The organism is Kitasatospora sp. NPDC101447 (assembly GCF_044767225.1).
GTDB lineage: Bacteria > Actinomycetota > Actinomycetes > Streptomycetales > Streptomycetaceae > Kitasatospora.
The window spans coordinates 255510-274135 of record NZ_JBIWNL010000008.1 but is presented as its reverse complement, the minus strand read 5'-3'; the positions used below and the strand labels follow the sequence as shown (position 1 = coordinate 274135).

Below are 18626 nucleotides of genomic sequence, written 5' to 3'. Positions count from 1 at the left end.
CCGCTTCGCGGGATGCGAACGGACCGTTCGGACCGTCCGGGTCGTCCGGGTCGTTCGGACCGCCTGAGTCGTCCGGGCCGTCCGCGCCGTACGTCGCTCCGGTGGAAGATCGCCGCGCTGGCCGCCCTCACCGCCTGCCTGGTCGCGGCGGCCGTCGGCGTCCTGGTGCACCTGTGGACCGCGCAGGACATCCGCAGCCGCGCCGACGCCCGGGCCTTCAACACGGTCTACTCGGCCGTGGACGTCTACCGTCGCACCGGCGCGCTCGTGGACGGCGCCGCGCTCGACCCGCCCGACCTGCCCGCCGCGCTGCGCGCCCCCGGCGACGACGACCGGCACACGGCCTACGACGGGAGCGTCGACGGGAACCTCGGGCCGAGCGTCTGGGGCGCCCAGCGCACCGCGGGGCCGGGCAGCCCGGTGCTCGCCGTCCGGATCAACATGAGCCCCGAGCTCCACACCCTGGACCGGCTCGACGTGATCGTGACGGTGGCCTCGCTGATCGCGCTCGGGGCCGCCGTACCCGTCGCGGTGTACGGGGCCGGGCTGCTCGCGCGGCGGCTGCGGCGCGTCTCCGAGACCGCGGGCCGGATCTCCGCCGGGGACCTCGACGCCCGCACCGGGCCGACCGGGGGCCGCGACGAGGTGGCCGACATCGCCACCGCCGTCGACCTCATGGCCGACAGTCTCGGCCGACGCCTGGGCGCCGAGCGGCGGTTCACCGCGGACGTGGCCCACGAGCTGCGCACCCCCGTCGGCGGCCTGATCGCCGCCGTCGACCTGCTGCCGCCGGGCGAGACGGAGGACCTGCTGCGCGACCGGGTACGGGACCTGCGCGGGCTGGTCGAGGACCTGCTGGAGATCTCCCGCCTCGACGCCGGGGCCGAACAGCCGGTCCGCGCCCGGGTGCCGCTCGGCGCCGTCGTCGCGGAGGCGGTCGCGCGTACGGGCCTCGACGCCGAGGTCACCGTGGAAGCGGGCAGCTCGGACGACAGGGAGCGCGCCGGGTTCGTGGAGACCGACCCGCGCCGGTTGGAACGCATCGTCGGCAACCTCGTCGTCAACGCCCACCGCCACGGCGCCGCCCCGATCACGGTCGCCGTCACCGGACGGACGGTCGTCGTGCGCGACCACGGTCCCGGCTTCCCGGCGGACCTGCTGCTCCACGGCCCGCGCCGGTTCCATACCGGCTCCCGGGAGCGCGGCTCGGGCCACGGCCTCGGCCTCACCATCGCGTTCGGCCAGGCCGGGCTCCTCGGTGCCGGACTGCGCCTGGACAACGCCCCGGACGGTGGCGCCGTCGCCACCCTGTCCCTGCCGCCGGACTGACGGCCGGGCAGCCACACCACGGCAGGCCCCCCGACGGCCGACGGCCCCCCGACGGCCGGCAGCGCCCCGACCGACGGCCGTCCCGACAGCGCGGCCGCCGAACCGATACGCACCGGAGCGGCGGCCGATACACGACGGCCGGGGGCTCCGATACGTTCCCCGGACACCCTTCGACGTGCAGTTCCCGCACCGAGGAGGAAGCCCCCGTGACCGTCGACCCCCTGGCCCTGAGCCACACCCCCGGCATCGCGGCCGCCACCACCGACCTGACGAAGGTCTACGGCGCCGCCGACACCCGCGTCACCGCCCTGGACGGCGTGAGCATCGGCTTCCGGGAGGCCGAGTTCACCGCGATCATGGGCCCGTCCGGCTGCGGCAAGTCGACCCTGCTGCACTGCGCCGCCGGTCTCGACACCCCCAGCTCCGGTTCGGTGCGCATCGGCACCACCGAGCTCGGCACCCTCGACGACCGGCAGCTCACCCGGCTGCGCCGGGACCGGCTCGGTTTCGTCTTCCAGGCCTTCAACCTGTTGCCGACCCTCACCGCGCTGGAGAACATCACCCTGCCGCTCGCCCTCGCCGGGCGCGCCCCCGACCCGCGCTGGCTGGACCGCGTGGTCGCCATGGTCGGCCTCGCCGACCGTCTCGGCCACCGGCCCGCGCAACTGTCCGGCGGGCAGCAGCAGCGCGTCGCCGTCGCCCGGGCCCTGGCCGGGCGGCCCGCGGTCGTCTTCGCCGACGAGCCCACCGGGAACCTCGACACCCGCACGGGGACGGAGGTCCTCGGCTTCCTGCGCGACTCCGTCCGCGAACTGGGCCAGACCGTGGTCATGGTCACCCATGACCCCGTCGCCGCCTCGTTCGCCGACCGGGCGGTCTTCCTCTCCGACGGCCGCCTGGTCGACGAGATGGTGCGCCCCACTCCCGACCGGGTGCTGGCCGTCATGCAGCGCTCCGACGCGCGCGCCGCCGCCCGTTGACCCCGGAACCGTTGACCCCGGAACCGCTGACCCCCCGACCTCGCCGACTCCCCAGGAGGACGACCGTGTTGAGAATGGCTGTGCGCAACGCCCTGGTGCACAAGGCCCGGCTGGCCATGACCGTGTTCGCGGTGTGCCTCGGCGTCGCGTTCGTGTCCGGGACCCTCGTGTTCGCGGACTCCACCGCGGCGGCCCACCGCGCCGCCGCCTCAAGGGACTTCGCCGACATCGCGGTCACCGTGACAGCCAGGGAAGCCGGGCCCGGGGCCGCCGCAGGGCAGCAGCCCGGCGTGCTCGACGACCTCCTCGCGCGGACGCTGGCCGACGTCCCCGGCGTCGCGGCCGTCCGGCCGACCGCCGACGGCTCGGCCGTCCTGAACGCCGCGGACGGCACCCCGCTGCGGGTCGGTGCGCGGTGGGCGAACCAGGCCGCCGCCTACGTCCCGCGCACGAGCGGCACGAACGGCACGAACGGCACGAACGGCACCAACGGAACGAGCGGCACGGACGGCACGGACGGCCGCTACCCGCTGGTGGCGGGCCGGGGCCCGAAGGACGGCGGCGAGATCGCCGTGGACCGCGGCACGGCCGCCGCCGGCCGGTTGAAACTCGGCGAGCCGGTCACGCTCGCCACCGACGGGCCGGCGATGACCAAGCGACTCGTCGGCATCGTCACCACCGACGACACCCGGGTGACCGCCGGCGGCACGCTCGTCCTGTTCGACCGGGCGACCGCCCAGCAACTGTTCGCCGCCCCGGGCCACTACACCGGAATCGACCTCGCCGCCGCGCCCGGCACCGACCCGTCCGAGCTCGCGCGCCGGGTCGCCGCCGTGCTCCCCGCGGACCGTTTCGAGGTCACCACCGGCGCCGCCCAGGCCGCCCAACAGGCCGTCCTCGTCGGCACGTTGACCCGCGGCTACGAGAAGCTGCCGCTGGTCTTCGCCGGGGTCTCGCTGTTCATCGCCTCGTTCCTCATCGTCAACACCTTCACCATGCTGGTCGCACGGCGCACGAAGGAGGTCGCACTACTGCGGGCGATCGGCGCGCAGCGCCGCCAGGTGGCGCGCTCCGTCCTCCTGGAGGCCCTGCTGGTGGGGCTCCTTGCGTCGGCGGCCGGGTTCCTGCTCGGCCTCGGCATCGCCTCGTTGCTGCCCGGCCTCCTCGGCGGCGATCTGCCCCGCGGCCCCCTGGTGATCGGCCCGGACTCCGTCGTCGCGGCGCTGGCCGTGGGGGTGGGCGTCACCGTGCCCGCCGCGTGGCTGCCGGCCCGGCGGGCGGCGAGGGTCGCACCGATCGAGGCGCTGCGGACGGCCGAGCAGCCGCCCGCGGGCCGACTGCGCCTGCGCACCGCGGCGGGCCTCGCCCTGGCCGTCCTCGGCGCCGCTCTGCTGGTGTCGCTGCGGGGTGCCAAGGACGCCTCGGAGGGGAACCTGCGGAGCGCGATGCTCGGCTGCGCCCTCCTGGGCGGTGGCCTGATCACGCTCGCGCCGGTGCTCGCCACCCCGGTGGTCCGGTCGTTCGGACGGCTCACCGGCCGCTTCGGCGTCGCCGGGCGACTCGCCCGCGAGAACGTGCTGCGCGACCCGCGGCGCACCGCCGCGACCGCCGCCACGCTGATGATCAGCACCGCGCTGGTCACCGGGCTCGCCACCATCGGCAACTCCGCCGCGCGGGCCCTCGACCACCGGGCGGCGGCCGGGCTGGCCGCCGACTACGTGATCGGTTCCCGCTCCACCACGGACGGCGTGGACGCGGCCGCCGTCCGGCGGGTGGCAGAGACCGCAGGGGTGCGGGCGGCGAGCGGCGTCACGGACTCCACCCTGGTGGCCGGCGGAGCGGTCCTGCAGGTCGCGGGCGTCGACCCCGACGCGGTGGGCACCGTCGTGCGGCTCGACGTGACCAGTGGCTCCGTCCGGGACCTCGGTCCGGGCCGGATCGCCGTCTCCGCCACCGTCGCCCGCGAGCGCCACCTCAGCCCCGGGGACCGCCTCGACGCCCGCATGGGCCGCGCCCGGGAAGCCCGCCCGTACACTGTCGTGGGTGTCTACCGGGACAACCCGACCGCGCTCGACGTGCTCGCCGGCCGCGCCGAGGTGGCGCCCGACAGCTACCTGCCCGGCTCCGTCCAGCGGATCCTCGTGCGCACCGACGGCAGCTCGAAGGCGATGGCGGAGCGGCTGCGTACCGCCGTCGGCAACAGCCCGCTGCTGAAGGTGCAGGACCGCGACGGGTTCGTCCGCGAGGCCGCCGGCACCATGGGTGACCTGCTGGCCGTCCTGTACGGGATGCTCGCGGTCGGCGCCGTGATCGGCGCGCTCGGCATCGTCAACACCCTGGCCGTGTCGGTCGCCGAGCGCACCCGCGAGATCGGCCTCCTGCGGGCCGTCGGCCTGGACCGCGGGGGCGTCCGGCGGATGATCCGCCTGGAGGCGGTGACCATCGCCGCGTTCGGCACCCTGCTCGGGCTGGCCGCCGGACTGGCCGGCGCCTGGGCCGTCGGCCCGCTGGCCACCGGCGCGGTCGAGCACTACGCCATGGCACTGCCCTGGGGGACGCTGCTCCTGGTGTGCGCCGCCTCGCTGGTGATCGGCGCCCTGGCCGCCGCGGTGCCGGCCCGTCGCGCGGCCGCGCTCGGCCCCCTGACGGCGACCGCGCAGGGATGAGGCACCCGCCCCCGGCCCTGGTCGGCGGGGGCGGTTTCCCGAACGGTCCGGCGAAGCCGGGCAACGCGCACGGGCTGAAGCATCGTCATGAATCGGGGACGGCGCCCCCGCTCCACCCGGAGCGGGGGCGCCGTCCAGGACACCGATCGGAGAGCTCTCACCGTGCACCAGCCGCAGTCACCGCCGCAGTCACCGCCGCCGTCGCCGCCGCAGTCGCCGTCGGCGTCGCGGCCGGCGCGTACCCGGGCGGTCCTGGCCGGTGTCACCGCGCTCGCACTGTCCGCCGCGCTGGCGGCCTGCAGCAGTGGCAGCACGTCGGCCGCCCGTCCCGGGGCGGGCGGCAACACGGCGGCGGGCACCTCGTCCGCCCCGTCCGGTGCGGCGGGCGGCGCGCCGCCGAAGGACTCCAGGGTCGTGCTGCCGACCGGCCCGGCCGCCGACTTGAAGAAGGCCCGGGACACCAAGGCCGGGCCGATCATGATGACCACCCTGGCGGGCCGGAAGTCCGGGGTCTCCGCCCAGGTCTGGGTCTGGCTGCCGCCGCAGTACGGTGACCCGAAGTACGCCAAGTCCGGCTTCCCCGTGCTCACCCTCTTCGCGGGCGGTCAGAGCAACGGCTACAACACCTGGACGGACAACCAGCTGCCGGTCCAGGAGATCGACGCCCAGCTCGTCCAGGAGCAGAAGGCGCACCCCTTCATCATGATCATGCCGGTGCAGAACCTGACGGGCGACGAGCACCGGTCCCTGGACTGCTCCGACATACCCGGCCAGCCGAAGATGGGCACCTGGCTGTCCCAGGACGTCCCGGACTTCGTCCGCGCCAACTTCCGTACCCTCAAGGGCGCCGACAGCTGGGGCCTGATGGGCGCCTCCAGCGGCGCGGACTGCAGCGCCAAGCTGGCCCTGCAGCACCCCGAGGTCTACCGGGCCGCCGTGCCGATCGACGGCGACTTCAAGGCGGACTCCCTGCTGTGGAAGGGGCACGAGGCCGAGCAGGCCGCCAACGGCCCCGACAAGCTGATCGCCACCAGCAAGGCCGACGTCAGGATGCTCGCCACCGCCGGCGGCGGCACCTCCTACGAGGTCAACCTGGTCAAGGACTGGGTCGCCAAGGCCGTCCCCCCGACCACCGTCGAGTACTACGAGCAGCCGGGCGGCCGGCACAAGACCGTGGACTTCGAGAAGCTGATCCCGATGGGGCTGGAATGGCTCACCAAGAACCTCACCGGTCCGCAGAACGACAGTTGACGACACGTCAGATAGACGGACGGCCGGCATCGGTGGGGACCGGCGGGCGGCCCGGGCCGCCCGCCGGACCCTCGGCGCGGTGAGCGGCCATCGGGTCGGCGCCGGTCAGGTCGGCGCAGGCGGCCCACAGGCGTGCCGCGGCCGTGGCGTCCGTGAGGTGGTCCCAGAGGGGTTCGATCCTGGGCGCACCGCGCAGCCCGAACGCCCGGGGGCTCCACATCTGGCCGCCGCGGACGCCCGGGTCGAGGACGGCCCGGACAGCGGACCACGCGGCGGCGTCCTTGCCCTGGACGACGAGGCCGAGCGGTAGGTGGCGCAGCCGTTCGCCGGTGGTCCGGACGTGGACGGGCGGGCGCGAAGGGGTGAGGGAGTCGAGTGCGCCGCCGGGGTGGACGAGCATGCTCAGCGTCGTGCTGCCGGCGGCGCGCAGGCGGCGGTCGAGTTCGACGGCGAAGAGCATCTGGGCCAGCTTGGACCGCGCGTAGGCGCGCTTGGGCCGGTAGTCGCGCGCGCTCTGGAGATCGTCGAGGTCCAGGCGTTCGGACTTGGCGGCGAAGCTGCCGGTGGTGACGATCCGGCTGCCCGGGGTCGCCATGAGCAGCGGGGCCAGGTGGTGGGTCAGTGCGAAGTGGCCCAGGTGGTTGGTGGCGAACATCAGCTCGTGGCCGTCCCTGGTCTCGCGCCGCGGCGGATGGTCGAGCGCCACACCGGCGTTGTGGACGACCGCGTCGAGGCGGTCCAGCCCGAGCGCGTCCACGGAGGCCCCGAGCGAAGCGTGGCCGGCCAGGTCCAGGGCCACGTGCCGCACCCTGGCGCCGGGGACGCGCGAGCCGATGGAGGCGATCGCGGCCTCGGCCTTCGCCCGGTCGCGGCTCCCGAGGACGACCGTGGCCCCGGCCCCGGCGAGCTGCTCGGCGACGAAGTACCCGATCCCCGCGTTGCCGCCGGTGACCAGGACGTTCCTTCCTGCTGCGGGAGGCAGCCGGTGGACGTCCCACAGCGAGGCCCGGGACGCGGAGGGTACGGAGGGTACGGAGGGTACGGAGGAAGTGGCGGGCATGGCGGGCATGGCGGGCTCCCGGAGGCTCGGAGTGGTCTGGCTGTGGGCGGGCCCGCACCTGCACGGCGGGCCGCGTCCGGCTCCCACCGTCCCGGCGGCGGCTCACAGCCCGCCGACAGGTCGCTGTCCCCGCTGACAGCCCGCCGACACTCGGCCGACATCGCGCGGCTCGGCCCGGCGTCTCCCCCGCGCGGCCCGGCTCGGCGTGCAGAGTGCCCCCGCTTCCTCGGGCGCGTACGGACGGACGGCCGAGGAACCCGGGGGTCCGGAGCGACCCCTTCCGGATGGCATGTCCGCGGCCGAAAGTTCCCAGGTCAAAGCCTTGTTCGTGGCCGGTTCGCGGGTCTAGCATTCCCGGCACGGCGGCCCCACCGCAGTCGGGCCGCCGAGCAGCCGCGCCCCCCGTCACCGCGGCTGGCCTCCCACACGGCCGGGGCCTCGCGAGTCACCCCCATCGCTCGCGAGACCCCGGCCGGTCGGCCCGACCGACACGGCCGTGGGATTCCCGGGTCCCCGGGTCCGGGCTCAGGAACTCGGCCCCGCCGGGGCTGCGTCGGTGGTCGCGGCTTCGTACAGGGCGCGGGTGACGGAGCCGAAGTAGGCGCTGTAGGAGACCTGACGGGTGTTGCCGCCGATGTGGTAGCCGCCGATGGTCCCGATCACGGCCCAGCCGCCGGGCCGGGGCACCAGCATGGGCCCGCCCGACGTCCCGCCGACGAAGCCGTCGCACGCGATGCGCACGAAGGTGCCGGGATCCGCGGGGTCGTCGCTGGCCCACCGGGTGGTCCGGCTCAGGCACTCCAGTGGCCTCTGTGCGGCGGCCGGGTACCCGATCATCCGCACCGCAGCGTGCCGGTGGCCGGAGCCGGTGAGCAGCTCGACCGCGCCGACCGCGTCCTCGATCCGCCGGCCGTCCCGGTCGGGCTCGGTCCTCGCGAAGCCGAAGTCGTACGCGGCCCCGCCGTGCGGTCCCCGGTCGTAGTACTCCTGCGGGACGTAGACGCCGCCGGTCCTGACCGGGAAGATGCCGAACGGCGCGAGTCCGTCGTGGTACTGCGGAACGAATCCCAGGTGCCGCCTGGGGGAGGTGCCGGAGGATCCGGTGAGGCAGTGCCCGGCGCTCAGCACGAGGTCGTGGCCGGGGCTGCGGACCACGGAGCCGGTGCAGGTGCGGTGCGTCCCGACGGCGTCGGTCCAGAAGAACGTGCCGGTCTGCGGCATGCCGTCGAAGCTCCTGCTCGGGGGGACCAACTCGCCGGGCCGGGGCCCGTCCGCCGTGGCCGGCGCGCCCGGCGCGGCGGGTTCGGGGCCGACGGGCCGCGCGGCCGCCATGCGGGCCGGGGTCCAGTACCTGCCGAGCTGCTCCGCGACCGGGTTGCCCTGGTACGGGGTTGCCGCCGACGCGGTCGGGGCGAGCCCGGCACCCAGCACCAGGGCGGAGGCGACCGCCGCGGCCCGTCCGGCGGCTCGTGTCCGCCGTGCGGACGAGGGCGCCCGGCCGTGTCCCTCGACCGGTGTGGGCTCGGGCTCGGGCTCGGAGCCGGGGTCGAGCGGGGCGGGGATCGGCAGCCGGGGCAGCGGAGGGATCGTCATGCCGGTGCAACCCCCGCAGGACGGGCCCGGTCACGGCCACGCCGCCTTCCGGCCCAGGGGCCCCGGGCCGGGCGTCTCGACAGCGTTCACGCGGTGCTTCGGACAATCCGTGCCGGGCGTACCTGCGTTACCTCCATGGTGCGGCCGCCCAGCGGGCGTTCGACAACCGCGGGGGCCGCCGGACATGCCGCCGCTACTGGCGCCGGAGTGATCCTCGGTGAATGATTGTAAGCGGGCCCCCGGCACATGCACGGAACCTCTTCGGCGGACGGGAGTCACGTCATGACGGACATCATTTTTGCCAACGTCAGCAATCCGATCACCCCTGATATTTCGATCATTCACGATGACGATTCCTTTCGCGTCCAATGGTCCGCGCGCAACGTCAGCAACCACGACATCTCCTCCTTCGTCGATCGGCTGGTCATTCAGAGCATCCCGGAAGGATGCCCGGGATCGGACAGCGTCGATCACGACACCGTCTTCGACAGTGACGTGGACGGGGCCGCGAGCGACTTCACCGAACCCGACCTCCGCGCCGGTACGGCAGGGCCGCTGATGAACCCCTCGGTCGGGCCGTTCTCGGCCGGGGACTACAGGCTGACCGTCACGCTGGCCAAGGATCTCGGCGTGGGCCACACGACGTTCGACTGCATCACGATCGTGGTCCGCGTCACGGCGGGCGCAACAGCCGGGTAAGTGGCCTTCCGGATCCGGGATGTCCGCATGCGCGTCGCCGAACCCGCACGCGGATCCCGGCACGCCGTGCGATCGCCGGGGCACCGTCTCACGTAGCCCCTACAGCTACTGGAGGAGAGCGCCATGACCGAAGGAATATTGAAGCCCAAGGAAACAATCAACAGCCCGGCCGACGGAATCGCGTTGAGCGACACCGTGCGGGAGGTGGAGTTTCCCGTACTGCAACACATCGAATTCGACTTCCAAGGGCCGTTCTTCGCCGGACACTGCGAACTCGGCGCAGCCACCTTCCTGATCTTCTCCGACGGAACCTGCCAGTGGCGGGCGAACAACGTCATGTCGACAGCCGGAGACGACTCCTGGCTGGCGACGTTCGCACTGTTCGACAGGAACGGCCATCAGCTGCACATTTTCCCGAGGATCTCATCACCGAGCCTCTCTCCCCCTGGTCACGTGGTCACCTGGATCGACAACCATCTCACCTTCCCGGCATTTGTCTTCCCCTTCGCTTCGCGGATGACGATGCAGTACCACTGCTGAGGCAATCCCGCGCCGACCCCGGGCGAGGGCCGAACGACGGGGTCGGCCCACGGGCGTGGGCCGACCCCGTTCCGGTGGGCGCCAGGTGCCGGCGGCAGCCCGGCGGACGGCGGCGGCTCGGGACGGAACCGCGACCGGCCGGGCCCACGCCGTTCGAGTCCGCGCCGGCACCGGCCACGGAACGTGGCGCTCGGCGGCGCGGAACGGACCGGACCAGCGGCGATCACAGCGGGTGGCCGCACTCCGTGTGTTCGCCCGTCGGCGACGCCGGATCCGGCCTTCCTGCAGGGGAGTTGGCGCGGCGTCGGCGGGCGGTGAGGCCTATGGTGGGAGAAAGGACCGGCATGCGCGCGGGCCGACGCCGTCTTCGGCTCGTGCCAGGGACGCCGTGCGGTCGACGGGCGGCGCCGTGCCGGCGGAAAGGGCACTCCGATGAGCGGCGACAGCAAGGACCAGCGGGACCTCTCCCCGCACTCGTTCACGCCGAGACCGGGCTCCGAACCGTCGGGCGACAACCTGACCGTGCTGGTCGGTTACGTCGGCACCGGGCCGACGGACGACCTCATCCGGCTCTACGTCGACGTGACCCTGGCGAGCTACTACGAGTTCGCCGCCGACGATGTGGTCCGCACCGCGTCGGTCGACCCGGACAACGCCGACAGCCCCCGTCGGCTCTGGATCAGGGACGCCGCGCAGGTCCGTCTGGTGCGGGTCAACCAGGTGACCGGTCCGGCGGCGTTCCTTCAGGGGCGCCTGCGCAGCCGGTTCGCCTCCCGGCTGGTGTCCCGGGCGATCCACCAGAAGGAGCCGGAGTCCGACCCGTTCTGGACGTGCCCCACCGAGATCTCGGTCACCGAGGCGACCACCGGCACCTGGCCGTGCTCGGGCACGGACGTCTGGCCCCAGTGCCCCGACTGCTGCTGAGCGGGACCGGCCAGGCCATGCAGGTGCCGGACGTGGCGCAGGTGCCCGACCAGGCGGCCCCCACGGCGCTGGGCACGGTCGACGAGCTGGTGGCAGCAGGGGTGTTGAGCGCGGACGAGGTCGTCGACACCGGCCTGGCCGTTGAGGTCGGTGCCCGACGCAACCGCAATCTGGTGATCACGCGGCCCGACGGCAGCGGATACTTCGTCAAGGTGCCCAACGAGCAGTCGCCCATGAGCCGGTCGACGCTGCGCTCCGAGATCGACTTCTACCGCGCCGCCGCCGGGCGGGGCCACCCCTTCGACGCCCTGCTCGTGCGGCTGGTGCACGCCGACCGGCAACGGCCCCTCCTGGTCCTGGAGTTCCGCCCCGAGCACCGTGGACTGGGCGACATCGTCCGGGAGCGCCCGGCCGGGGAGTTCCCCGTCTCGCTCTACCAGGAGACCGGCCGCCTGCTCGGCGAGCTCCACGCGGCCGGCCCGGACTGGACCGCGGCACCCACGGCACCGCCCGAGGTGGCTCCGGTGACCGACTACGGCCGCCCCGACCCGTGGCTGCTGTGCACCGCCAGCCGCGGCACGCTGATGCTGGTGGAGATGGTCCAGAGTTCCTCCGAACTCAGCTCGGGGCTCACCGGGTTGGTGAGCCGCTGGCGGCCCGGAACCGTCGTCCACGGCGACGTTCGGGCCGCCAACGTGCTGGTCCGCCCCGCCGCGGCGCGTCCGCCTCAAGCCCACCCCGGCGCGGCCCGTGGTCGGGACATCCGGTTGGTGGACTGGGAGCTGTGGCACCTGGGCGACCCGGCCCAGGACCTGGCAGGGCTGCTCGAATCGGTCGTCCGGGCGGCCCTCGGCCCCGTCCTCGATCCCGCCCTCGCCGCACCCCCGTCCCGCCCGACCGGCACGGGCCCGCCCCCGACCGGACCGGGTGTCGCCGCCGCGGGCCTCGTCCTGCAGGCCACCTGCCGCGCCGTGTGGCGGGCGTACCTGTCGGTGCGCCCGCCGACGGTGACGGCGCAACGGGACCTGGCCGCCCGGACCGCGGCGTTCACCGCGGCCCGGCTGGTCCAGACCCAGGTCGAGGAGGCCGGCCGCAGCGAGGCCGTGTCCGTCGGCGGCTGCGCGATGCTGGAGATCGCGGCCAACATCTTCACCGACCCGGACCGGGCGGCGACCGAGTTCCTGGCCCTCACATGACCACGGGCACCACGGTGGCACTCCATCCGGACCTGACGGCGCTCACGCTGGCGGTCACCATCCCGGATGCGGAACGGGCCCACGTCCGGGGCACACCGGCCGGTCCGGGCCAGGCTGCAGGGCAGGGCGAGGGGCGGCCCCCCGGGCAGCCCCCGGGGCAGGGCGCACCGCCCGGCACCGCGCCGGGCGACCGGGTGGAGGACCTGGCCTCCGCGCTCTACTGGCGCTGCTACGTCCGGCCGAGCGGCCGGCTGGAGCCGGGGATCGTCGACGCCGACCTCGCCGGGCGCTTCGCCGCCGCCCTGAGCGCCGCCGTCCCGGACGACTGGGTGTGGGAGAGGGGTTGGCGGCTGGTCGGGGCGGGCCCGGACGGCCGGGTGCAGGTCCGGAGCAACGGCGTCGTGTACTGGACGGCGCCCGCGCGGGTCCGCGCGCTCCCGGCCTCGGAGCGCGCGCGCCCGGCCGACGCCGCCGCGCCCGGCGAACCCGCGCTGCCGGCCGTCGGTGACGCCTGCCTGGTCCTCGCCCCCCGCGTCCGGCGCAACCTCCTGACCGGCTTCCACACGGTGACCGGCTCCGACCCCGGAACGGCCGCGGACCAGGCCGCCGGACTGGTCCGCCTCTACTGGCACCTGCGGGACGGCGGCGCCCCCGCCCTGCTCGACGCCCTGCGCACCGGCCTCGACTCCGCGGCGGTCCCCTTCACGCTCAAGGTCCTGCGCGACCCCTCGCGGTACGCCCGGGCGGACGCGGGAGTCCTCTACCTCCCCCGGACCCGCTACCCCGAGGCGCTCCCCGTCCTCCGCAGCGTCCACCGGCGCCTGGCACCGGACCTGCGGGCCGACCCGCCGCTGCTCACCCTCCGCCTCGACCACGGCCTGGGACTGGCCGAGGACCCCGGCCCGGGCACCAGCTTCGGCCGGCACCGCTGCCGGCTGGTGGCGGACGCACTGTGGCGGCTGTACGACGAGGACGGCCCGCAGGGCCCCACCCGCCCGGAGCGGGCAACCGCAGCCGTGGCAGCGGAGTTCCGGCGCCGCGGTCTCGACCCCCTCGCTCCCCACCTGGCGGCGAACTCGCGCACCGGCTACGAGTGGCCCGGCCGGGGCCGACGGCCCGGACCCCGCGGCCACCGGCCAGGACCGCCGGGCAGCGCCGGACCGTCGCCCAGCGCCGGACCGTCACCCAGCGCAGGACCACCAGGCAGCGCAGCGCCCCCGCCCCGTACCGCCGACCCGGACGCCCTGCTCGCCACCGCCCGCCACATCGGCCGGTCGATCTGCGCCGACGCCCGCTGGGAGTCCACCCGGACCCGCTGCACGTGGATCGCACGCACCCTCACCGGCCGCGTCGGCCCGAACGCCTTCACACCGCGATCGGGCACGCTGGGCCCCGACCTCTACTCCGGCACCGCCGGCACCGCCCTCTTCCTGGCCGAACTCGCCGCCGGCACCGGCGAGGAGGAGCTCGCCCGCACCGCACACGGCGCGCTGGCCGCGGCCCTCGCCGCCGCACAACGCCCCACCCGCTCCACCCCGGCCCCACCCGGTCTGTACACCGGCCTGCCGGGCGTGCTCCTGGCCGCCGTACGGATCCGCCGACTGCTCGGCGACGCCCCCGGCACCGGTCCCGTCGAGCCGCTGCTCGACAGCCTCGTCGACGACCCGGACGGCGACGCCGAGGACGACCTGATGGCCGGGCGGGCCGGAGCCGTCCTCGCTCTCCTGCAACTCGCCGAGGCACCCGGCTGGCGAAGGCCGGGCCCGGCCCTCGCCCGGGCGGAATCACTCGGGTCCGCGCTCCTCGCCCACGTCACCGCATCCGGGCCGGCCGGACGGAACCGCACGCCGGACACACCCCCGTGGACGGGCCTGACCCACGGCGCGGCCGGTGTCGCGCTGGCCCTCATGGCGCTCGCCCGGAGCACCGGAGACCGTACCCTCCTGCGGGCCGCCCGGGACGGATTCGCCGCCGAGGACGCCCAGTTCGACCCCGCGGCCGGGAACTGGCCCGACCACCGGGAACGCCCCTACGACACCTCCGGCGGCCCGGCGTTCATGGTGGCGTGGTGCAACGGCGCCCCCGGAATCGCCCTGACCCGCCTGCGCGCCGAGCAACTGGACCCCGAACGGCGCGCCGCCTACCGCCACTCCACCGAGGCCGCGCTGGCCACCACCCTGAGCACCCTGCAGCGACGGATCGCGCTCGTCGACTCGGACGCCACCCTCTGCCACGGCCTCGCGGGGCTGATCGACGTCCTGTGGACCGCCGGCCACCTCCTCGGCCGCCCGGACCTCCTCGCCGCAGCACGCGACGCCGCGCTCCGCCTGGCCGGGCGTTCCCTCGACGAGCTGCGCTCCGGCTCGCCGGGCGGCGCCGACAGCCCGTCGCTCATGATCGGGTCCGCCGGGATCGGGCACCTCCTCCTGCGCGTCGCCGATCCGGCCGCCGTACCGTCCGTCCTCCTCGGCCTCTGGGACACGGCTGAGGAACAGGGCCGCGGGGCTACCGGGCCTTCGCCTTCGTGTAGTACGTGGCGCTGAGGGTCCAGGCGATGAGCGGGCCGTGCTCCTCCCGGGCCCGTTCCACGGTCATGCCGGCCGGATCGGTCGAGACCCGCCGGCGCAGGCGGTGCCGGTCCCTCCCGGGCGGTGGCGGGGTGGTCATCAGGTGCAGGTGTCGACCGCCTGGCTGAAGACCGGCCACAGCTCGTACGTCCGCGCGATCGCCGCCAGCCGCGCCCGCAGCTGTGCCTCGGCGTCCTCGCAGGCCTGCCGGACGGCCTTCGAACGGGACAGCCGCCGCAGCCGCCACGCAGCGGGGACACCGGAGCCGAACGCCGCCTGCAGCAGGACGAGTGCGATGACGGCGGCGCCGCCCAGGAACTGCTTCACCTTCGCCGGCCCGCGGCGCCCCTCGCTCATCCGCCCATGCTCACCGGACCGGCGATCCCCGCGCCTGAGTACGCGTACTCAGGTGTCTGTGACCCTCTCCGTCCGTCGGCCCGCTCGACGGCGGACGGCGGCCGGCCAGCGGACGGCGGCCGGGCCGATGCGCGACGCGCCGACGGCAGTGCGGCGGGACCGCCGTACCGGCCGTCAGCATGGCGGGTGTGAGGACTGCGCTGCGTTGTGTGGTGGCCCTGGCACTGGCCGCGGCCCCGGCCGGCCTGGTCGTCCCGCCCGCCGGGGCGGAGCCGGTCGGGCCCGGGGCGGCGTCCGGCTGGACGGCGCTCGCGCCCGGGGTGGCGTACCGGGAGCTGACGGTGCGCACCCCGCACGGCAGCGCGCGGGTGTACGCCGTCCGTGCCGACCTGCGCCGACCGGGCGTGCGGGCGGACCTGCTGTTCCCGGGCGCGGTGGCCGCCCGCGCGCCGCTGACCGTGCTGGCCGGCGCACGCCGGGCGGTGGCGGCGGTGAACGGGGACTTCTTCGATATCAGCGAGGACCAGCACCCGGGCGTCGAGGTGACCGGGGCGACCTCCGGGCCGGCCGTGTACCGGGGCCGGGCGTTGAAGGCGGCTGTCCCGGAGGCGCAGCGCTTCGGCTGGCAACCGCCGCCGGGTGACACGGCCGAGGACGTGCTCGGGGTCGGTGTGGACGGGGTGGCCCGCCTGGGCCGCCTGGTGCTGCGAGGCCGGCTGCGGGCCGCGGGCGGCGGTGCCTGGCCGCTGGGCGGACTGAACCAGTACGCCCTCCCGGTCGGTTCGATCGGCGTGTTCACCTCCGACTGGGGTGCGGTGTCCCGGGCCCGCGCCGCATGCGGGAGCGACGAGTCGCGGAAGGCCCCCTGCACGTCGGACACCTGGGAGGTGACGGTCCGCCAGGGCCGGGTGGCGGCGGTCTCCGCGACCCCGGGGACGGGTCCGATCCCCGCGGGGAGCACCGTGCTGCTCGGCCGCGAGGCGGGCGCCCGCGCGCTGGCGGGCCTGCCCGTCGGCACGCCGGTCGCCGTGGACTACCGGCTGGCGTCGAGCGGGCCGGTGCCCTTCCGCTTCGCGCTGGGCGCCCACCGGCTGCTGCGCGGCGGGGAGGCGCCGGCCGGGTTGGACGACACGGTCGCCGAGCCGCGCAGCGCGCTCGGCCTCGCGGACGGCGGGCGGGTGCTGACGCTGGTGTCCACCGACGGACGCGAGGGCACCTCCACCGGCCTGACGCTGACCGAACTCGCCCGAACGGTGCGCGACCTCGGCTGCCCGGACGGCGCCTACCTGGACGGCGGGGCCTCCGCCACACTCGTCACCCGCGACCGGGCCACCGGCGAGCTGACGGTGCGCAACCACCTCGACCACGGCCGGGAGCGCCCGATCCCCAACGCCCTGGGCATCCTCACCGGGTAGCGCCGGCCCCCGGCCTCACCGCCCGCTCGGCCCCACCGACGGCAGCCCAATTCGGCTCGGCGCCGTGCCGCAACTGCCCGTATGCCAGGGCAAGTACGCCACCGGCCCGCCGAGCGGCAGGCCGGTGGCGGGCCCTAACTTCCCCGGACCACGCGCATCGGGTTGGATGCCCAGCGCATGGCTGGCGGCATCTCCTTCTCCGGGATCGCGCCGTCCGTGGTCTGGGCGGCCTTGCGGGCCAGTGCCTCGAAGGTCTCCTGGTTCAGGATGGCGACCTGCACGGTGCGGACCGTCCCGGGAGTGTCCCCGGACACCGGGATCGTGAGGGGGTTGATACCCGGCAGCTCTCCCTTCGGGTAGTAGTTGGTGTGTGGTTCCGGTGTCCCCATCCCGTCTCGGACGATCATCCACACGAGGTGGCCGCCGGGCTGGACCGCGCAGTTGATCTCGGCCTTGACCTCGGCCTTCGTTCGCTCGGTGACGACGTCGGCACTGCCGAGGCTGACACCGGACTTCGACTCGCCGCAGGGCGGGAGTGGAACGGTCGGGCCCCCCGAGACGCCGCCGACCGATGCCGTTGCCACCGTCGTCGCGGGCGGTGGCGGTGGCTGAGGGGTGTCGCTGCCGCGGGAGAGAACGATCGGAACGCCCGCGCAGAGCAGGATGAGCACGCCGGCTCCGGCGGAGACGGCCACCCTTCCTTCCCTGGTCAGACCCTTGAACCTCGCCACGATGGAGATCCCGCCCGAGGTCTCGGGACCGCCGGATTCCGGCTGCTGCTGCTCGGACATGACAGATCCTCCCCCTTTCCGGAGCAATGTTGAGAATGCGCGGAGGTGATGATTGTGCACGTTGCCAACGTATTGCGCATCCCTTTAAGGGAGGGGGAGTCGAGGAATGTGCGACGCGAGATGTGTTGTTCGATCCATGTCGCGAAAAGGTCATGCACACGATATTCGGATCGTGAACGGATGGCCCTTCTCGGAAGGCGTCGGATGGTGTCGACCATCTGCCGCATCGGGGCGCACTCCGGCGTATGTCACCATGCTCCGCGCGCCTGCGCCGCAGGCCAGGAGCCTCTGCGGCGCTGTCGCCGGGGCTGTCCGCGCCCACGAACGGGAGTGGAGGTAGCGCTGGCGCGGCGGGGTCGGCGACGCGTCCCGGAAGGTCTGTGCTTCCACGAGCAGCACTCTCGGAATATGTGAGCCGGGCTCGTGACCGGAATTTTCGGGCCTTCGCGACGTACGACCGGCAGACAGGTCGGCCAGAATTCCTGGGAACCGTGCATTCCGGGGACAGATGATGAAAAGATCGCTGATCGTCGAGGCCTGTGAAGTCCTCGGGGTGGTGCCCGGAGGTGTTGTTACGGCACTACCCATCGCCGGGGAGCGGCACGTCGGGCACTTTGGGCATACGCCTTTCCGGCCGCCCCCATTGCCCGGCCGACGCGCGCTGCCGCACGGTCGAGGCAGGCCCGCCGATGCACCGACGGCGGGGCGATCCAGGAGCCTGATCATGGTCATCACCCAAGCCCTCCGGCCCGCGGCCGTCCGTACCCGCCGCCGGAACGCGGTCTCCCTCCCGCCGACGACCAGTGCGCTGAGCAGCATGCCGGCGACCCTGGAAGCCGTCCCGGCGCTGCGCCGGTTCGCCTGCCACACCGCCCTGCGGTGGTCCGTCCCGCCGGCGCGCAGGAGGGCGCTGGCCCTGGTCGTCAGCGAGCTGGTGACCAACGCGGTCCTGCACAGCGGCAGCCCGGACATCACCGTGCTGATCACCTACCGCGGCGCCGAGCTCACGGTCGAGGTCAAGGACTCCGGACGGTGGAAGGCCCGGGAAGTGCCGCGCCGGATGCCCGAGGACGCGGGCGCGGCGTTCGGGCGGGGGCTCGACCTGGTCGCCCGGGTGACCGACGGGTGGCTGGCCTTCCTGTCGCCGGCCGGCACCCGGGTGGTGGCCACCGTCGCCGCCGACCCCGACCGCGCTTGACCAGCAGGTTCACCGCCTCCGGCGCACGATTGCCCGGTGCGCCGCCGCGCACTAGCGTGG

16 protein-coding genes are annotated in these 18626 nt (G+C 74.7%); 11 read left to right on the top strand and 5 right to left on the bottom strand.

Annotation, left to right across the window (positions count from 1 at the left end; all coding sequences use genetic code 11):
- The first annotated feature begins 12 nt into the window (after positions 1–12).
- From ACIRST_RS15360 to ACIRST_RS15345, 4 genes are all read left to right on the top strand, one after another.
- Complete coding sequence (locus ACIRST_RS15360) at positions 13–1329, top strand: sensor histidine kinase (protein WP_402802706.1); 1317 nt, start codon at positions 13–15, stop codon at positions 1327–1329.
- A 206-nt stretch (positions 1330–1535) separates the two neighbouring features.
- Positions 1536–2309 carry an ABC transporter ATP-binding protein gene (locus ACIRST_RS15355; RefSeq protein WP_402802705.1) on the top strand — a complete coding sequence of 258 codons (774 nt, stop codon included), beginning with the start codon at positions 1536–1538 and terminating at the stop codon, positions 2307–2309.
- Between the two features lie 74 nt (positions 2310–2383).
- The gene (locus tag ACIRST_RS15350; protein ID WP_402802704.1) at positions 2384–4975 is read left to right on the top strand and encodes an FtsX-like permease family protein; all 2592 of its coding nucleotides are present in this window, start codon (positions 2384–2386) and stop codon (positions 4973–4975) included.
- A 162-nt stretch (positions 4976–5137) separates the two neighbouring features.
- The gene (locus tag ACIRST_RS15345) at positions 5138–6226 is read left to right on the top strand and encodes an alpha/beta hydrolase (protein WP_402802703.1); all 1089 of its coding nucleotides are present in this window, start codon (positions 5138–5140) and stop codon (positions 6224–6226) included.
- 7 nt (positions 6227–6233) lie between these two features.
- Here the strand turns inward: ACIRST_RS15345 and ACIRST_RS15340 are convergent, their stop codons facing one another.
- Together ACIRST_RS15340 and ACIRST_RS15335 are read right to left on the bottom strand one after the other, a co-directional pair.
- Positions 6234–7286, bottom strand: a complete 1053-nt coding sequence (locus ACIRST_RS15340; protein ID WP_402802757.1) for an SDR family NAD(P)-dependent oxidoreductase — start codon at positions 7284–7286, stop codon at positions 6234–6236.
- A 525-nt stretch (positions 7287–7811) separates the two neighbouring features.
- Positions 7812–8879: a trypsin-like serine peptidase gene (locus ACIRST_RS15335; protein WP_402802701.1), complete on the bottom strand. Its 1068-nt coding sequence runs from the start codon at positions 8877–8879 to the stop codon at positions 7812–7814.
- A gap of 282 nt (positions 8880–9161) precedes the next feature.
- Between ACIRST_RS15335 and ACIRST_RS15330 the strand changes: the two genes are divergently transcribed.
- From ACIRST_RS15330 to ACIRST_RS15310, 5 genes are all read left to right on the top strand, one after another.
- Positions 9162–9578 (top strand): hypothetical protein, encoded by a 417-nt coding sequence (locus tag ACIRST_RS15330; protein WP_402802700.1) that lies wholly within the window; start codon positions 9162–9164, stop codon positions 9576–9578.
- A gap of 123 nt (positions 9579–9701) precedes the next feature.
- Positions 9702–10118 carry a DUF6294 family protein gene (locus ACIRST_RS15325; protein WP_402802699.1) on the top strand — a complete coding sequence of 139 codons (417 nt, stop codon included), beginning with the start codon at positions 9702–9704 and terminating at the stop codon, positions 10116–10118.
- 432 nt (positions 10119–10550) lie between these two features.
- Positions 10551–11042: a hypothetical protein gene (locus tag ACIRST_RS15320; RefSeq protein ID WP_350526126.1), complete on the top strand. Its 492-nt coding sequence runs from the start codon at positions 10551–10553 to the stop codon at positions 11040–11042.
- The gene (locus ACIRST_RS15315) at positions 11024–12238 is read left to right on the top strand and encodes a phosphotransferase (RefSeq protein WP_402802698.1); all 1215 of its coding nucleotides are present in this window, start codon (positions 11024–11026) and stop codon (positions 12236–12238) included. Before ACIRST_RS15320 ends, ACIRST_RS15315 begins: the two co-directional genes overlap by 19 nt.
- Positions 12235–14781, top strand: a complete 2547-nt coding sequence (locus tag ACIRST_RS15310) for a lanthionine synthetase LanC family protein (protein ID WP_402802697.1) — start codon at positions 12235–12237, stop codon at positions 14779–14781. The genes ACIRST_RS15315 and ACIRST_RS15310 overlap by 4 nt, the downstream gene beginning before the upstream one ends.
- Here the strand turns inward: ACIRST_RS15310 and ACIRST_RS15305 are convergent.
- Positions 14744–14905, bottom strand: a complete 162-nt coding sequence (locus tag ACIRST_RS15305) for a hypothetical protein (RefSeq protein WP_350526123.1) — start codon at positions 14903–14905, stop codon at positions 14744–14746. The genes ACIRST_RS15310 and ACIRST_RS15305 overlap by 38 nt on opposite strands.
- Positions 14905–15162 carry a hypothetical protein gene (locus ACIRST_RS15300; RefSeq protein ID WP_402802696.1) on the bottom strand — a complete coding sequence of 86 codons (258 nt, stop codon included), beginning with the start codon at positions 15160–15162 and terminating at the stop codon, positions 14905–14907. The genes ACIRST_RS15305 and ACIRST_RS15300 overlap by 1 nt, the downstream gene beginning before the upstream one ends.
- 179 nt (positions 15163–15341) lie before the next feature.
- Here ACIRST_RS15300 and ACIRST_RS15295 point away from each other — a divergent pair, with 179 nt between their 5' ends.
- On the top strand, positions 15342–16577 hold the full coding sequence (locus ACIRST_RS15295; RefSeq protein WP_402802695.1) for a phosphodiester glycosidase family protein: 1236 nt from the start codon (positions 15342–15344) through the stop codon (positions 16575–16577).
- 134 nt (positions 16578–16711) lie between these two features.
- Here ACIRST_RS15295 and ACIRST_RS15290 read toward each other — a convergent pair whose 3' ends face one another.
- Positions 16712–17368 carry a hypothetical protein gene (locus ACIRST_RS15290; protein ID WP_350526120.1) on the bottom strand — a complete coding sequence of 219 codons (657 nt, stop codon included), beginning with the start codon at positions 17366–17368 and terminating at the stop codon, positions 16712–16714.
- A gap of 724 nt (positions 17369–18092) precedes the next feature.
- Between ACIRST_RS15290 and ACIRST_RS15285 the strand changes: the two genes are divergently transcribed.
- Entirely contained in the window at positions 18093–18566 is a 474-nt protein-coding gene (locus tag ACIRST_RS15285) for an ATP-binding protein (RefSeq protein WP_402802694.1), read from the top strand.
- The last annotated feature ends 60 nt before the right edge of the window (positions 18567–18626 follow it).

Bases quoted from the DNA above. Each gene is read 5' to 3' on its own strand.
- ACIRST_RS15285 (WP_402802694.1), top strand. From the start codon at position 18,093: ATGGTCATCACCCAAGCCCTCCGGCCCGCGGCCGTCCGTACCCGCCGC.
- ACIRST_RS15300 (WP_402802696.1), bottom strand. From the start codon at position 15,162: ATGAGCGAGGGGCGCCGCGGGCCGGCGAAGGTGAAGCAGTTCCTGGGC.
- ACIRST_RS15325 (WP_402802699.1), top strand. From the start codon at position 9,702: ATGACCGAAGGAATATTGAAGCCCAAGGAAACAATCAACAGCCCGGCC.
- ACIRST_RS15350 (WP_402802704.1), top strand. From the start codon at position 2,384: ATGGCTGTGCGCAACGCCCTGGTGCACAAGGCCCGGCTGGCCATGACC.
- ACIRST_RS15290 (WP_350526120.1), bottom strand. From the start codon at position 17,368: ATGTCCGAGCAGCAGCAGCCGGAATCCGGCGGTCCCGAGACCTCGGGC.
- ACIRST_RS15330 (WP_402802700.1), top strand. From the start codon at position 9,162: ATGACGGACATCATTTTTGCCAACGTCAGCAATCCGATCACCCCTGAT.
- ACIRST_RS15335 (WP_402802701.1), bottom strand. From the start codon at position 8,879: ATGACGATCCCTCCGCTGCCCCGGCTGCCGATCCCCGCCCCGCTCGAC.
- ACIRST_RS15360 (WP_402802706.1), top strand. From the start codon at position 13: ATGCGAACGGACCGTTCGGACCGTCCGGGTCGTCCGGGTCGTTCGGAC.
- ACIRST_RS15295 (WP_402802695.1), top strand. From the start codon at position 15,342: ATGGCGGGTGTGAGGACTGCGCTGCGTTGTGTGGTGGCCCTGGCACTG.
- ACIRST_RS15320 (WP_350526126.1), top strand. From the start codon at position 10,551: ATGAGCGGCGACAGCAAGGACCAGCGGGACCTCTCCCCGCACTCGTTC.
- ACIRST_RS15305 (WP_350526123.1), bottom strand. From the start codon at position 14,905: ATGACCACCCCGCCACCGCCCGGGAGGGACCGGCACCGCCTGCGCCGG.
- ACIRST_RS15310 (WP_402802697.1), top strand. From the start codon at position 12,235: ATGACCACGGGCACCACGGTGGCACTCCATCCGGACCTGACGGCGCTC.
- ACIRST_RS15340 (WP_402802757.1), bottom strand. From the start codon at position 7,286: ATGCCCGCCACTTCCTCCGTACCCTCCGTACCCTCCGTACCCTCCGCG.